Origin of the sequence: Maricaulis salignorans (assembly GCF_900103475.1) — a bacterium.
In the GTDB taxonomy this organism is placed as follows: Bacteria; Pseudomonadota; Alphaproteobacteria; order Caulobacterales; family Maricaulaceae; genus Maricaulis; species Maricaulis salignorans.
Genome location: NZ_FNHG01000011.1, coordinates 87,049 through 100,572 on the forward strand (window position 1 = coordinate 87,049; position 13,524 = coordinate 100,572).

27 protein-coding genes are annotated in these 13,524 nt (G+C 59.0%); all 27 read right to left on the reverse strand.

What is annotated here, in order from left to right; translation table 11 throughout:
* Positions 1-16 precede the first annotated feature (16 nt).
* Complete coding sequence (locus BLT42_RS09900; protein ID WP_091770257.1) at positions 17-1,036, reverse strand: DNA-directed RNA polymerase subunit alpha; 1,020 nt, start codon at positions 1,034-1,036, stop codon at positions 17-19.
* Between the two features lie 75 nt (positions 1,037-1,111).
* Positions 1,112-1,501 (reverse strand): 30S ribosomal protein S11, encoded by a 390-nt coding sequence (gene rpsK, locus BLT42_RS09905; protein ID WP_091770259.1) that lies wholly within the window; start codon positions 1,499-1,501, stop codon positions 1,112-1,114.
* Positions 1,502-1,511: 10 nt separating this feature from the next.
* Positions 1,512-1,880 carry a 30S ribosomal protein S13 gene (gene rpsM, locus BLT42_RS09910; RefSeq protein ID WP_091770261.1) on the reverse strand — a complete coding sequence of 123 codons (369 nt, stop codon included), beginning with the start codon at positions 1,878-1,880 and terminating at the stop codon, positions 1,512-1,514.
* Positions 1,881-2,024: 144 nt separating this feature from the next.
* Positions 2,025-2,591, reverse strand: coding sequence for an adenylate kinase (locus tag BLT42_RS09915; RefSeq protein ID WP_091770263.1), 567 nt, complete (start codon positions 2,589-2,591; stop codon positions 2,025-2,027).
* Positions 2,588-3,922 carry a preprotein translocase subunit SecY gene (secY, locus tag BLT42_RS09920; protein ID WP_091770266.1) on the reverse strand — a complete coding sequence of 445 codons (1,335 nt, stop codon included), beginning with the start codon at positions 3,920-3,922 and terminating at the stop codon, positions 2,588-2,590. The genes BLT42_RS09915 and secY overlap by 4 nt, the downstream gene beginning before the upstream one ends.
* A gap of 33 nt (positions 3,923-3,955) precedes the next feature.
* Complete coding sequence (gene rplO, locus BLT42_RS09925; RefSeq protein WP_091770342.1) at positions 3,956-4,429, reverse strand: 50S ribosomal protein L15; 474 nt, start codon at positions 4,427-4,429, stop codon at positions 3,956-3,958.
* Between the two features lie 39 nt (positions 4,430-4,468).
* Positions 4,469-4,654 (reverse strand): 50S ribosomal protein L30, encoded by a 186-nt coding sequence (gene rpmD / locus BLT42_RS09930; protein ID WP_091770268.1) that lies wholly within the window; start codon positions 4,652-4,654, stop codon positions 4,469-4,471.
* Positions 4,655-4,665: 11 nt separating this feature from the next.
* Complete coding sequence (rpsE, locus tag BLT42_RS09935; RefSeq protein WP_091770271.1) at positions 4,666-5,268, reverse strand: 30S ribosomal protein S5; 603 nt, start codon at positions 5,266-5,268, stop codon at positions 4,666-4,668.
* 12 nt (positions 5,269-5,280) lie between these two features.
* Positions 5,281-5,643 (reverse strand): 50S ribosomal protein L18, encoded by a 363-nt coding sequence (rplR, locus tag BLT42_RS09940; RefSeq protein WP_091770273.1) that lies wholly within the window; start codon positions 5,641-5,643, stop codon positions 5,281-5,283.
* Between the two features lie 8 nt (positions 5,644-5,651).
* Positions 5,652-6,185, reverse strand: a complete 534-nt coding sequence (gene rplF / locus BLT42_RS09945; RefSeq protein WP_091770276.1) for a 50S ribosomal protein L6 — start codon at positions 6,183-6,185, stop codon at positions 5,652-5,654.
* A 12-nt stretch (positions 6,186-6,197) separates the two neighbouring features.
* The gene (rpsH, locus tag BLT42_RS09950) at positions 6,198-6,593 is read right to left on the reverse strand and encodes a 30S ribosomal protein S8 (protein ID WP_091770278.1); all 396 of its coding nucleotides are present in this window, start codon (positions 6,591-6,593) and stop codon (positions 6,198-6,200) included.
* Between the two features lie 12 nt (positions 6,594-6,605).
* Positions 6,606-6,911 carry a 30S ribosomal protein S14 gene (gene rpsN / locus BLT42_RS09955; RefSeq protein WP_091770280.1) on the reverse strand — a complete coding sequence of 102 codons (306 nt, stop codon included), beginning with the start codon at positions 6,909-6,911 and terminating at the stop codon, positions 6,606-6,608.
* A 48-nt stretch (positions 6,912-6,959) separates the two neighbouring features.
* On the reverse strand, positions 6,960-7,514 hold the full coding sequence (gene rplE, locus BLT42_RS09960; RefSeq protein WP_091770283.1) for a 50S ribosomal protein L5: 555 nt from the start codon (positions 7,512-7,514) through the stop codon (positions 6,960-6,962).
* Complete coding sequence (rplX, locus tag BLT42_RS09965; RefSeq protein WP_091770285.1) at positions 7,507-7,824, reverse strand: 50S ribosomal protein L24; 318 nt, start codon at positions 7,822-7,824, stop codon at positions 7,507-7,509. The genes rplE and rplX overlap by 8 nt, the downstream gene beginning before the upstream one ends.
* On the reverse strand, positions 7,824-8,192 hold the full coding sequence (rplN, locus tag BLT42_RS09970) for a 50S ribosomal protein L14 (RefSeq protein ID WP_091770288.1): 369 nt from the start codon (positions 8,190-8,192) through the stop codon (positions 7,824-7,826). The genes rplX and rplN overlap by 1 nt, the downstream gene beginning before the upstream one ends.
* 40 nt (positions 8,193-8,232) lie before the next feature.
* Positions 8,233-8,469, reverse strand: a complete 237-nt coding sequence (rpsQ, locus tag BLT42_RS09975) for a 30S ribosomal protein S17 (protein WP_091770290.1) — start codon at positions 8,467-8,469, stop codon at positions 8,233-8,235.
* Between the two features lie 3 nt (positions 8,470-8,472).
* A complete protein-coding gene (gene rpmC, locus BLT42_RS09980; protein ID WP_091770292.1) occupies positions 8,473-8,679 on the reverse strand; it encodes a 50S ribosomal protein L29 in 207 nt (68 codons plus the stop codon).
* Positions 8,680-8,693: 14 nt separating this feature from the next.
* Positions 8,694-9,107, reverse strand: coding sequence for a 50S ribosomal protein L16 (gene rplP, locus BLT42_RS09985; protein WP_091770294.1), 414 nt, complete (start codon positions 9,105-9,107; stop codon positions 8,694-8,696).
* 12 nt (positions 9,108-9,119) lie between these two features.
* Positions 9,120-9,824 carry a 30S ribosomal protein S3 gene (rpsC, locus tag BLT42_RS09990; RefSeq protein WP_091770296.1) on the reverse strand — a complete coding sequence of 235 codons (705 nt, stop codon included), beginning with the start codon at positions 9,822-9,824 and terminating at the stop codon, positions 9,120-9,122.
* Complete coding sequence (gene rplV, locus BLT42_RS09995; RefSeq protein WP_091770299.1) at positions 9,824-10,204, reverse strand: 50S ribosomal protein L22; 381 nt, start codon at positions 10,202-10,204, stop codon at positions 9,824-9,826. Before rplV ends, rpsC begins: the two co-directional genes overlap by 1 nt.
* 3 nt (positions 10,205-10,207) lie before the next feature.
* Positions 10,208-10,486 carry a 30S ribosomal protein S19 gene (gene rpsS / locus BLT42_RS10000; protein ID WP_091770301.1) on the reverse strand — a complete coding sequence of 93 codons (279 nt, stop codon included), beginning with the start codon at positions 10,484-10,486 and terminating at the stop codon, positions 10,208-10,210.
* 10 nt (positions 10,487-10,496) lie between these two features.
* On the reverse strand, positions 10,497-11,333 hold the full coding sequence (gene rplB / locus BLT42_RS10005; RefSeq protein WP_091770303.1) for a 50S ribosomal protein L2: 837 nt from the start codon (positions 11,331-11,333) through the stop codon (positions 10,497-10,499).
* A gap of 1 nt (position 11,334) precedes the next feature.
* Positions 11,335-11,631, reverse strand: a complete 297-nt coding sequence (locus BLT42_RS10010) for a 50S ribosomal protein L23 (RefSeq protein WP_091770305.1) — start codon at positions 11,629-11,631, stop codon at positions 11,335-11,337.
* Between the two features lie 2 nt (positions 11,632-11,633).
* The gene (gene rplD / locus BLT42_RS10015; RefSeq protein WP_091770307.1) at positions 11,634-12,269 is read right to left on the reverse strand and encodes a 50S ribosomal protein L4; all 636 of its coding nucleotides are present in this window, start codon (positions 12,267-12,269) and stop codon (positions 11,634-11,636) included.
* Positions 12,266-13,027, reverse strand: coding sequence for a 50S ribosomal protein L3 (gene rplC / locus BLT42_RS10020; protein ID WP_091770309.1), 762 nt, complete (start codon positions 13,025-13,027; stop codon positions 12,266-12,268). The genes rplD and rplC overlap by 4 nt, the downstream gene beginning before the upstream one ends.
* Positions 13,028-13,031: 4 nt before the next feature.
* Positions 13,032-13,346, reverse strand: coding sequence for a 30S ribosomal protein S10 (gene rpsJ, locus BLT42_RS10025; protein ID WP_091770311.1), 315 nt, complete (start codon positions 13,344-13,346; stop codon positions 13,032-13,034).
* An 82-nt stretch (positions 13,347-13,428) separates the two neighbouring features.
* A partial coding sequence (locus tag BLT42_RS10030) for an EF-Tu C-terminal domain-related protein (protein ID WP_091770313.1) occupies positions 13,429-13,524 on the reverse strand: 96 nt, incomplete at its 5' end.

The window sequence follows — 13,524 nt, forward strand, 5'->3', positions numbered from 1 at the left end:
CCTCTCGGCTGCCTTGCTAGACGTGGTCCTCGAAACGTTTGGCAAGATCTTCGATGTTCTCCGGCGGCCAGTTCGGCGCTTCCATGCCAAGATGCAGACCCATCTGGGCGAGAACTTCCTTGATCTCATTAAGCGACTTGCGGCCAAAATTCGGCGTGCGGAGCATTTCCGCCTCCGACTTCTGGATCAGGTCACCGATGTAGACGATGTTGTCGTTCTTCAGGCAGTTTGCTGAACGCACCGACAGTTCAAGCTCGTCGACCTTGCGCAGGAGCGCCGGGTTGAAGTCGAGCTCAGGCTTGTCATCTTCGGCCGGACGCGCTTCCACAGCTTCTTCAAAGTTGATGAAGATCTGGAACTGGTCCTGCAGGATGCGCGCCGAATAGGCGACGGCATCTTCCGGTGACACGGTGCCATCGGTTTCGACTTCAAGAATCAGCTTGTCATAATCGAGCACCTGGCCTTCACGCGTGTTTTCGACGCGATAGGACACACGCTTGACCGGGCTGAACAGGGCATCGACGCCAATCAGGCCGATCGGTGCATCTTCCGGACGATTACGGTCGGACGGGACATAGCCCTTCCCGGTATTGACGGTGAATTCCATACGGATTTCAGCACCAACATCGAGCGTGCACAGAACGAGATCCTTGTTGACGATCTCGATGTCGGCCGTCTCTTCGATATCGCCGGCTGTCACCACGCCCGGGCCGGACTTGCGCAGAACAACGCGCTTTGGGCCCTCGCCATGCATGTGCAAGGCAATCTGCTTGATGTTGAGCACGATATCGGTGACGTCTTCACGAACACCGTCGATCGACGAGAACTCGTGCACAACGCCATCGATATGTACGTTGGTGACCGCTGCGCCCTGAAGCGAAGACAGCAGCACACGACGCAGCGAATTGCCGAGCGTCATGCCAAAGCCGCGTTCCAGCGGCTCGGCAATGATCTTGGCATGTCGAGCCGGGTTATGACCCGGTTCGATTTCCGGCTTCATCGGGCGGATGAGTTCTTGCCAGTTCTTTTCGATCACGTTCTTACTGCCCCTTCATCAGCCGCGCGGGAGATCCCGACGGCGCGTTCAATATCCGAATTGCACAAACACGTACTAGACGCGGCGGCGTTTCGGCGGACGGCAGCCATTGTGTGGAATCGGCGTGACGTCCTGGATGGTCGTGATGGTGAAACCCACCGACTGCAAGGCACGCAGAGCCGACTCACGACCCGACCCTGGACCCGAGACTTTCACCTCGATGGTCTTCATGCCGTGTTCCATGGCCTTCTTGCCAGCATCCTCAGCCGCCATCTGGGCCGCATAAGGAGTCGATTTACGCGACCCCTTGAAGCCCATGTGGCCAGCCGACGACCAGGAAATAGCATTTCCCTGCGCATCGGTGATGGTCACCATGGTGTTGTTGAAGCTCGCGCTCACATGGGCAACGCCCGATGTGATGTTTTTGCGTTCGCGCCGCTTAACGCGGCCCTGTTCCTTAGCCATAATCTAGGCCCTACTTCTTCTTGCCAGCAATAGGCTTGGCGGGACCCTTGCGCGTACGCGCATTGGTGTGAGTGCGTTGACCACGAACCGGAAGGCCACGACGGTGGCGCAAGCCACGGTAGTTACCCAGGTCCATGAGACGCTTGATATTCACAGCAACCTCACGGCGCAGATCCCCCTCCACTTGGTGATCACGATCGATCACTTCGCGGATTTGCAGGACTTCTGCATCCGTCAGCTGATTGACGCGGCGCTCAGACGCAATGGAAACCTGCTCGCAGATCTCCTTCGCCTTGGCCGGGCCAATGCCGTGGATATAGCTCAGCGCGATTTCCACGCGCTTATTCGTCGGAATATTGACGCCGGCAATACGGGCCACAATCCATCTCCCAAAATCAGAACGCCGTGCGCGAGCGAACCAATGGACAACCTTTCGGTCGCCACATGAGCTCGCCCGTCTCGCGAAGGGCGCTATCTACAGTCAGCATTGCCCCCCCGTCAATGGGGTTGCAACAGGGTTGGTTCAGTTCACGGACAAAGCAGCAGATATTCCTGCAGCTACATCGTCCACAGAGCCCATTCCTGGCACTTCCCGCATTTTGCCTTGAGCGGCATAAAACGGGATCAGTTGCGCCGTTTGGTCCTGGTAGTTTTTGAGGCGCACTTTGAACGCCTCAATATTATCGTCTGCACGTCCTTCTTCGGCCGCACGTTTTTCCATGCGGGCCACAAGTTCCTTGTCATCCACCATAAGGCGGATCACGCATTCCACTTTGCTGCCGCGGCGGGCGAGCGCTGCATCGAGCGCCTCTGCCTGGGCCACAGTGCGTGGAAAGCCGTCAAAAATCGCACCGCCAGCGGCTTCCGCCTCAGGCAGTCTTTCCTCGATCAGTTCGATTACGATCGCGTCGGACACCAGATCGCCCGCATCCATGATTGCTGCAACCCGCTTACCCAGTTCGCTACCGGCTGCCTTGGCAGCGCGCAGCATGTCACCGGTCGACAACTGCACCCAGCCGCGCTCAGCGACAAGCCGCTTGGACTGTGTGCCCTTGCCGCAGCCTGGAGGTCCGAACAGGATGACATTCATCGTTTACGGCCCCGCAGCTTCGACTTCTTGATCAGGCCTTCATACTGGTGCGCCAGCAGATGCGACTGGATCTGCGAAATCGTATCCATGGAGACCGAGACCACGATCAGGATGGACGTGCCGCCCAGACCAGCATTCGTGCTCATCATCATCGGTACCAGGCAGATCAGGGTCAGATAGAGCGCCCCGATCAGGGTCAGCCGCGAGAGGACATAGTCGAGATATTCAGTGGTGCGCTGACCGGGGCGAATGCCCGGAAGGAAACCACCATATTTGCGCAGATTGTCAGCCGTCTCTTCCGGATTGAACACCACGGAGGTGTAGAAGAAGCAGAAGAAGATGATCAGAGCCGCGTACAGCGCCAGGAAGAGCGGCGAACCGGCACCGAGATAGGCGACCGCAGTCTGCAGCCATTCCGGTCCTGACTGCGACTGGAAGCCGGCTGCCGTCGCCGGCAGCAATAGCAGCGAGGACGCGAAGATCGGCGGAATCACGCCGGCCGTGTTGAGTTTCAGCGGCAGGAAGGACGAATCACCGCCCACCATACGATTGCCCTGCTGGCGCTTGGGGTATTGAACCAGCAGCCGGCGCTGTGAGCGCTCGATGAAGACGACCAGAACCAGGCCGGCGACGATCATCAGAATGCCGCCAAAGAAAACGCCGGCCGACATGCCGCCACTGGCGCTCAGGCTCAGAGCGTTGCCCAGCATGCCCGGGACCGCTGCGATAATGCCGGCGAAGATGATCAGCGACACGCCATTGCCGACGCCGCGCGATGTGATCTGCTCACCGAGCCACAGCAGCAGCATGGTGCCGCCAACCAGGGTGACCACGGTTGAAATAATGAAGAAAGGTCCCGGGTTCAGGGCCATGCTGAGACCATCAGCATTGACCGCATTCATGCCCATGGCGATGGCCAGGGCCTGACCGGTGGCCAGCACGACAGTCAGATAACGGGAATACTGGTTGATCTGCTTGCGGCCGGCTTCGCCGCCTTCCTTCTTCAGCTTTTCAAGGCTGGGAATGGTGGCGGACATCAGCTGCATGATGATGGATGCCGAGATATACGGCATCACATTCAGGGCGAAAATCGCCATGCGCTCGACGGCACCGCCGCCCAGCACGTTGAACATGCTCAGGATACCCTGCGAATTCTGTTCAAACACCCGCGCATACTGGACCATGTCGATACCCGGGATCGGAACCCAGGTGCCGAGACGGTAAACGACCAGAATGATGATGGTGAACAGGATACGCTGCTGCAGCTCCTTCGCCTTGGCGAAGGAGCTGAAATTCATGTTCGCAGCAAGCTGTTCGGCAGCTGAAGCCATTAGCTATTCCCCTCGCGGCCGACGCTTGACCGCTTATTCCGCGGACGCTGCCGCGGGCAGATTGACTTTACCGCCGGCTTTTTCGACAGCCTCGATGGCTGGCTTGGAAGCGCCGGCAACGGTGATCTCAACCTTGGTCTTCAGCTCGCCCTTTGCAAGAAGGCGGATGCCATCAAGCTCACGACGAACCAGTCCGGCAGCGCGCAGGACGTCGGCATCGATCGGCTTTTTCGCATCAATCTGTCCGGCATCGATGGCCTTCTGGATCCGGCCGAGATTGATCTCGGCCCAGGCCTTGCGGTTCGGCTTGTTGAAGCCGCGCTTTGGCAGACGCATGTGGAGTGGCATCTGGCCACCCTCAAAGCCCTTGATCGCCACGCCGGAGCGTGACTTCTGGCCTTTTACGCCGCGGCCGCCGGTCTTGCCCTTGCCAGAGCCGATACCGCGACCAACCCGAAAACGGTTCTTGGTCGAGCCATCATTGTCGCGCAATTCATTGAGACGCATGTCATTCTCCATTCGAAAGAGCGGTATCCCGCAAGGGACCTACTCTTCGACGATTTCCACCATATGGCTGACCTTGGCGATCATGCCACGGACAGACGGTGTATCTTCCAGGACGCGCTCGCGGCCGATCTTGTTGAGACCGAGGCCGACCAGGGTTGCGCGTTGATCTGCCGGACGACGGATAGGACTCCGGATCTGGCGTACTTTGAGTGTCTTCTTGGCCATGACAGCGATCCTTACGCTTCGATCGCTTCGGGTGAGGACGCGCCATCATCGCGGCGGTTCACCACATCACCAACCTTCAGGCCACGCTTGGCCGCAACCGAGCGTGGGCTCGCCTGCGATTTCAGCGCGTCGAACGTGGCGCGGATCATGTTGTACGGGTTGGACGTGCCAACCGATTTGGCAACAACGTCGTGAATCCCGAGGGTTTCAAGCACGGCGCGCATCGGGCCACCGGCGATGACGCCGGTACCTGGAGGCGCAGCGCGCAGAACAACCTTGCCGGCGCCGTGACGGCCCTTGCCGTCATGGTGCAGGGTCCGGCCCTCGCGCAGGGGCACACGGATCAAGCTCTTCTTGGCTTCATCAGTGGCCTTGCGAATGGCTTCAGGAACTTCGCGGGCCTTGCCCTGGCCGAAGCCAACGCGGCCCTTCTTGTCACCGACGACGACAAGCGCGGCGAACTGGAAGTTACGGCCGCCCTTGACCGTCTTGGCAACACGATTGATGTGAACCAGCTTGTCGACGAATTCGTCTTCGCGCTCTTGTTCACGACCGCGACCGCGTCCGCGACCCCGATCACCACGATCGCGCTGCTGCTCGTTTGGATGAGCCATGCGTCCGCTCCCTTAAAAGCTCAGGCCGCCCTCGCGGGCCGCCTCTGCAAGCGCTTTGACACGCCCGTGAAACATATTGCCGCCGCGATCGAAGACGACCTCTTTCACGCCAGCCTTGACGGCGCGTTCAGCGATCATTTTACCCACGATGCCAGCAGCCGTGACGTCGCCCCCTTTCGGGTGCTCCTTCTTGGCCGCTTCCTCGAGCGAACACGCTGCGGCGACAGTGACGCCATTGGTGTCGTCGATGATCTGCGCGTAGATATTCTTCGAAGAACGGAAGACGGACAGGCGCAAACGCCCATTGGCGAATTTCCGCAGACGGGTCCGCGTGCGCTGGGCGCGACGGACAGATTTTTCGCGTTGGTTTTTCATCGCTCGCCCTACTTCTTCTTGCCTTCTTTGCGGCGAATGTATTCGCCAGCATATTTGATACCCTTGCCCTTATAGGGCTCAGGCGGACGGAAGCGACGGATTTCAGCGGCCACCTGGCCAACTCTCTGCTTGTCCGCACCTTCGATCTTGATCTCGGTGGGCTTCGTAGAGGAAATCGTGACGCCAGCAGGCGGATCGTAGACAACATCGTGCGACAGGCCGAGGGCCAGTTTCACGGAATTGCCCTGCATGGAAGCGCGATAACCGACGCCGACAAGCTCGAGGTTCTTCTCGTAACCCGTAGTGACACCCTGAACCAGGTTTGCCACCAGAGCGCGCTGCAAGCCCCACATGGAGCGGGCGCGCTTGGTCATATCGCGAGGCGTGACCTTGAAGCCATCGTCTTCCTGGGTGACGGACACCTCAGGAACGAACACCATGGACAATTCGCCCTTGGGTCCCTTGACGGTCAGACCGCTCTCGGTGAGCGTCGTGGTGACGCCGGCCGGGATCGCGACGGGGAGTTTACCGATACGTGACATGGATTCGCTCCCTTAGCTTACGTGGCAGAGAATTTCCCCGCCCACATTGGCTTCACGGGCGCTCGTATCCGACATCACGCCCTGGGGCGTGGAGAGGATAGCGATGCCGAGGCCATTCTGGACGAGGGCGATATCTTTGACGCCGGAATAAACGCGACGACCTGGCTTTGAGATCCGCTTGATGTGCTGGATCACCGAGTCACCTTCGTAATATTTCAGCTCGATTTCGAGCTCTTTCTGGCCCGAAGAATGTTCGACTTCCGCATAATCACGGATATAGCCTTCAGTCTTCAGAACTTCGAGAACCCGGCGGCGCAAGGCCGATGCTGGCGTGCTGACGGTCCGCTTGTTGCGCATCAGCGCATTACGGATACGGGTCAACATATCGCCGAGAGGATCATTCACCATGCTCGCTCTCCCTTACCAGCTTGACTTGACCATGCCGGGCACCAAGCCCTGGCTGGCCAGATCACGCATCGCGATACGCGACATGCGGAACTTGCGATAGAAAGCGCGCGGCCGGCCCGAAACCAGGCAACGGTTGCGCACGCGCGAGACCGCGGAATTCCGCGGCAGGCTTGCCAGCTTGAGCTGAGCGGCAAAGCGCTCCTCAACCGGCAGGTCCTTATTACGGGCAATCGCCTTGAGCTGCTCGCGCTTGGCAGCGTAACGCTTGACCAAGAGCTCGCGCTTGCGATTGCGCTCCACTGCGGATTTTTTCGCCATTTAATTCCTCCTGCGTGCAGGGCCCGATCGGCCTGCGCCCTTGTTGCGTTAGTTCGAAAACGGAAAATCGAACTCGGCCAACAAAGCCTTCGCTTCTTCATCCGAATTTGCGGTGGTGCACACCACAATGTCCATGCCCCGGATCTTCTCGACCTTGTCATAGTCGATCTCAGGGAAAACGATATGCTCTTTCAAGCCCATCGCGTAATTGCCGCGGCCGTCGAAGCTCTTGCCATTGAGGCCGCGGAAGTCGCGGACGCGTGGCAGGGCAATCGTAATCAGTCGGTCGAGGAACTCATACATGCGATCCTGGCGCAGGGTCACTTTGGCCCCGATCACCTGTTCTTCGCGCAGCTTGAAGCCAGCGATCGAATTCTTCGCGACGGTCTGGACCGGCTTCTGGCCGGAGATCGCCTGGAGGTCTTCGAGCGCGCCCTTGATCTTCTTGGAATCCTGGGCTGCTTCACCAACACCCATATTGATCACGACCTTATCCAGGCGCGGGATCTGCATGACGTTGGCATAGCCGAATTTTTCCTTCAGCTTCTCGCGAATTTCGTCGCGATACTTGGTGCGAAGGCGTGGTGTGTAAGAATCAGACATCGATCACCTCACCCGAACTCTTGGCGAAACGAACCTTGCGGCCGTCATCAAGCGTCTTGAAACCGACACGGGTCGGCTCACCAGTCTTCGGATCAGCCAGAGCCACATTTGACTTGTGGATCGTGGCTTCTTTTTCCTTGATCCCGCCCGGATCGGCTTGCGTTGCGCGCGTGTGGCGTTTGACCACATTCACGCCGGCAACGATCATCCGGTCTTCAGCAGGAATCACTTTCATGACTTCGCCGGTCTTGCCCTTGTCACGGCCAGCGAGAATGACGACCTTGTCGCCCTTCTTGATCTTGGCAGCCATTACAGCACCTCCGGAGCCAGCGAGATGATCTTCATGTGGTTCTTGGCGCGCAATTCGCGCGGAACCGGTCCGAAGATACGAGTGCCGAGCGGCTCGTTATTATTGTTGATCAGGACAGCCGAATTCGAATCGAAGCGAATGACGCTGCCGTCCTTACGCTTGATATCCTTGCGGACGCGAACGACGACCGCTTTACGGACATCGCCTTTTTTCACGCGGCCGCGTGGAATGGCTTCCTTGACGGACACGACAATAATGTCGCCGACGTGGGCATAACGACGCTTCGCGCCGCCGAGCACCTTGATGCATTGCACACGACGTGCGCCGGAATTGTCGGCCACGTCCAGATTTGTCTGCATCTGGATCATCGCAGATCCTCCTTATGAGATGGCGTTATCCAGTCCAAGCCTAGGCTTGAGCCGGAACTACCTCCCACCGCTTAAGTTTCGACTTGGGTGCGCATTCCTGGATCTGGATCATATCCCCGACCTTGAATGCGGATTGCTCGTCATGCGCGTGATAACGCTTGGTACGGCGAACCGTCTTGCGAAGCAGGGGATGCAGGAATGTCCGCTCCACCCGAACCACAACGGTTTTGGTACCTTTATCGCTCACCACGACGCCTTGCAGGATACGCTTCGGCATCGCTTAGCTCCCTTGCTCTTGCTGCGACTTGCGCTCGCTTTGAATGGTCCGGAGACGCGCGATGTCGCGGCGAACCTGGGTAAAACGAGCCGTGTTTTCCAGCTGGCCGGTAGCCGCCTGGAAGCGCAGATTGAACTGCTCCTTTTTCAGCTTCAGGATATTATCCTTCAGCTGATCTTCGGTCATGGCGCGAACGTCAACGGGTTTCATCGTTCCGCTCTCCCTTACTCGCCCATCCGGGCGACGATTTTTGTCTTGATCGGCAGCTTTGCAGCGCCGAGCGACAGAGCCTCACGTGCGACATCGTCCGGAACACCGTCGATTTCGAACATGATACGGCCCGGTTTCACACGACACGCCCAGAATTCTGGCGTGCCCTTACCTTTACCCATCCGGACTTCAGTCGGTTTCTTCGAAACCGGCACGTCCGGGAAGATACGGATCCACACGCGCCCTGCCCGTTTCATATGACGGGTGATGGCGCGGCGGGTCGCTTCAATCTGACGCGCGGTAACGCGTTCAGGCTCAAGCGCCTTAAGACCGTAAGATCCGAAATTCAGCGTGAAGCCGCCTTTGGCAACACCCTTGATCCGACCCTTATGGGCTTTGCGGAATTTTGTACGTTTCGGTTGCAGCATGACCCGATTTCCTTACGCAGCCTGGCGGCCCGAACGGGCGCGCTGCTCACCCGACTCCTGGAGCCGGCGCTCCTGGGCCATCGGGTCGTGTTCCATGATCTCGCCCTTATTGATCCAGACCTTGATCCCGATGATACCCATCGCGGTCTTGGCGGAGGCGGTCCCATAATCGATATCCGCACGCAGAGTGTGGAGCGGCACGGAGCCTTCATTATACTGTTCGGTCCGGGCGATTTCGGCACCGCCGAGGCGGCCACCGCAAACAACCTTGCAGCCCTTGGCACCCATACGCATCGCCGACTGCAGTGAACGCTTCATCGCGCGGCGGAAAGCCACACGGCGCTCGAGCTGCTGAGCGATCGACTCCGCGACGAGCGTGGCATCAATCTCAGGCTTGCGAACTTCAACCAGGTTCAGGAAGACTTCACCATCGACCATTTTCGAGAGTTCGCGGCGCAGGACTTCGATATCGGAGCCCTTCTTGCCGATCACCACACCCGGACGGGCCGTGTGAACAGTGACGCGGCACTTCTTGTGCGGACGCTCGATCACGATCTTGGAAATGCTGGCGGCCTTGAGGCGCTCTTTCAGCACTTTGCGGATCGCGAGGTCTTCGTGCAGCAGCTTGGCGTATTCGCCAGCCGACGCGTACCAGCGGGAATCCCAGGTACGGTTGATGCCAAGGCGCAGACCGATCGGATTTACTTTCTGACCCATCAGGCGGCCTCCTCAACTTCACGAACCACGATGGTGAGCTCGGAGAATGGTTTCAGGATCTTGGCGCCGCGGCCCCGGGCACGGGCCCGGAAACGCTTCATCACAAGGTTTTTGCCGACGAAGGCTTCAGCAACGATCAGTGAATCGATGTCGAGGCCGTGATTGTTTTCGGCGTTGGCAACCGCAGACTCGAGGGTCTTCTTGACCTCGAGCGAAATCCGCTTGCGCGAGAATTCCAGATCCGCCAGGGCGCGCTCGACCTTTTTGCCGCGGATCATCGCAGCAACGAGATTGAGCTTCTGGCCACTCGTACGGATCGTCCGCAATTTTGCCCGCGCTTCATTATCGGCGACGCGGCGGGGATTAGCTGTTTTTCCCATCTCTTATCTCCGCTTCGCTTTTTTGTCGGCCGCGTGACCGTAATAGGTCCGGGTCGGGGAAAATTCACCAAGCTTGTGACCGACCATGTCTTCCGACACGAGCACAGGCACGAACTTGTTGCCGTTGTGAACCTGGAATGTCAGGCCCACGAATTGTGGCATGATGGTGGAACGGCGCGACCAGGTCTTGATCGCTTGCTTGCGTCCGCCTTCGTGCGACTTTTCCGCTTTTTTCAGCAGATAGCCGTCGACGAACGGACCTTTCCAGACAGAACGAGGCATCGTCGGCTCCCTATCGCTTCTTGCGTTCGTGACGCGAGCGGATGATGAACTTGTCCGTAGACTTGTTCTTGCGTGTTTTGGCACCCTTGGTCGGCTTGCCCCATGGGGTCACCGGATGGCGACCACCAGAGGTGCGGCCTTCGCCGCCGCCGTGCGGGTGATCGACCGGGTTCATGACAACACCGCGGACCGACGGACGCTTGCCCATGTGGCGCTTGCGACCGGCCTTGCCGAGATTGATGTTGGAGTGGTCCTGGTTGGACACCGCACCGACCGTTGCCATGCATTTGTCAGAGACCATGCGAAGCTCGCCAGACGCCAGACGGATCTGGGCATAGCCATTATCGCGGCCGACCAGCTGGACATAAGCGCCAGCAGAGCGGGCGACCTGACCACCTTTTTCAGGCTTCAGCTCAACATTGTGCAGGATCGTGCCAACCGGAACCGATTTGAGCGGCATCGCATTACCCGGTTTCACATCGACCTTGGCTGCGGCAATGATGACATCGCCTTCAGCCAGGCGCTGTGGCGCCAGGATATAGGATTTCTCGCCATCTTCGTACTGGATCAGCGCGATGAATGCGGTCCGGTTCGGATCGTATTCCAGGCGCTCGACCGTAGCCGGCATGTCCCACTTGCGACGTTTGAAGTCGACAAGACGGTACAGACGCTTGGCACCACCACCGATACGGCGAGCAGTGATCCGCCCCATATTGTTGCGGCCGCCGTGCTTCGACAGGCCCTCAACAAGGGATTTTTCCGGACGGCCCTTGTGCAGTGCGGAACGATCCACAAGCACGAGAGCGCGACGGCCCGGAGACGTTGGTTTGAATGTTCTCAAAGCCATCTTAGAGCCCCGTCGTCACATCGATCGAGTGGCCCTCGGCGAGGGTCACAACCGCTTTTTTCTGGTCATTACGTCGACCGCTAATACCGCGGAAGCGCTTGGTTTTACCGTGAATCCTGATCGTGTTCACGGCCGTCACTTTCACCTTGAAGAGCTCTTCGACCGCCTCGGCGATCTCCTTCTTGTTGGCGCTCAGCGGCACGAAGAAGACAACCTTGCCGTCTTCCGACAGCAGGGTGGACTTTTCCGTGATCACTGGACCCAGGATGGTGTCGTAATGGCGCGCAGCAGCTGACATGTTCAAGCCTCCTTCGCGCTAAAGCGTTCGTGGATTTTCTCCACGGCCGACTTGGTCAATACCAGCGTATCGCGACGCAGCACGTCGTAAACATTCAGGCCCTGGACAGGCAGAACATCGACGCACGGCAGGTTGCGAGCCGCGAGGGCGAAATTCTCATTGACGGCTTCGCCGTCGATGATCAGCACATTCGACAGGCCGAGGCCGGCGAAGGAGAGGCGCAACTCTTTGGTCTTCGGCGCGCTCAGCACCGCATCATCAAGAATGATGAGCGATTGCGAACCGGCCTTGGACGACAGCGCATGGCACAGGGCCAGCGAGCGCAACTTCTTCGTCAGATCGTGGGCATGGCTGCGAACGCGAGGTCCGTGTGCCTTGCCGCCACCGACGAATTGCGGAGCAGAGCGAGCGCCGTGACGTGCAGTACCGCCGCCCTTTTGCTTGCCAAACCGCTTCTTGGTGCGGGCGATTTCGGAACGGCCCTTGGTCTTGTGCGTTCCTTGTTGCCGAGCGGCGAGCTGCCACTTGACGACACGCTGCAAAAGGTCGGCGCGAACTTCATCGATACCGAAAACGGCATCGTCAAGCTCGATGGCACCGGCATTTTTCGCCGCGAGGGTCTTTACCTCGAACTTCATGCTTCCGTTCCTTCTTCGCCATCAACGGCCACCGGAGCCGGATCGGCCGCCGGAGCGTTGATTGCGTCGAGCGTACGGAACTTGCCAGGAAGGGGCAGATCGGCAGCGCCGTGTCCCTTGATGGCATCCCGCAACTCAACCCAGCCACCGGCGGAACCGGGGACTGCACCTTTGACAAGCACCAGGCCGCGATCAGTGTCGACGCGAACAACCTCGATATTCTGGGTCGTCACGCGCACGGCACCCATATGGCCGGCCATCTTCTTGCCTTTGAACACCTTGCCCGGATCCTGACACTGACCGGTCGAGCCGTGCGAACGGTGCGAAACTGACACGCCGTGGGACGCCCGAAGACCCCCAAAGCCGTGACGTTTCATCGCGCCTGCAAAACCCTTACCAATCGATGTCCCGGCCACGTCAACCTTTTGACCTGGCACGAAGTGATCGGCGGTCAGCTCGGCGCCGACTTCAATCACACCGGTTTCCGGAACCCGGAATTCCACAAGCTTGCGCTTGGGAGCAACTTTGGCTTTCGCGAAATGCCCGCGCATCGCCTTTGGCGTGCGCTTGGCTTTTGCGGTGCCGGAACCAAGCTGCAGGGCCAGATAACCGTCGGTGTCGACGGTCTTGTGGGCCACAACCTGGCAACCTTCCAGATGGAGCACCGTGCAAGGCACATGCGAACCGTCTTCAGCGAAGACGCGCGTCATGCCGAGCTTGCGGGCAACCACACCGGTTCTACGATCTTCCTGGCGCATGGTCCTAGGCTCCCAGCTTGATCTCGACGTCCACGCCGGCGGACAGGTCGAGCTTCATCAGCGCGTCCACCGTTTGTGGCGTGGGGTCGACGATATCGAGAAGGCGCTTGTGGGTCCGGATTTCGAACTGCTCACGCGACTTCTTGTCGATGTGCGGCGAACGCAGCACGGTGAATTTCTCAATGCGCGTCGGCAGCGGAATCGGTCCGCGCACGTTCGCGCCTGTGCGCTTTGCCGTCGAGACGATCTCCCGGGTGGAGCTATCCAGTACCCGATGATCGAAAGCCTTCAGGCGAATGCGGATGTTTTGACGTTCCATCAACCCGATCCCGTTTCTTAAACTTCAAAAAGAGCGAAGCCGGAGCGGCGCACTGGGCGCCGCTCCAACCAGTGAATGCTAGTTATTCGACGATTTTCGAGACGACGCCGGCACCCACGGTGCGACCGCCTTCGCGGATGGCGAAGCGGAGCTTCTCTTCCATCGCGATCGGGACGAT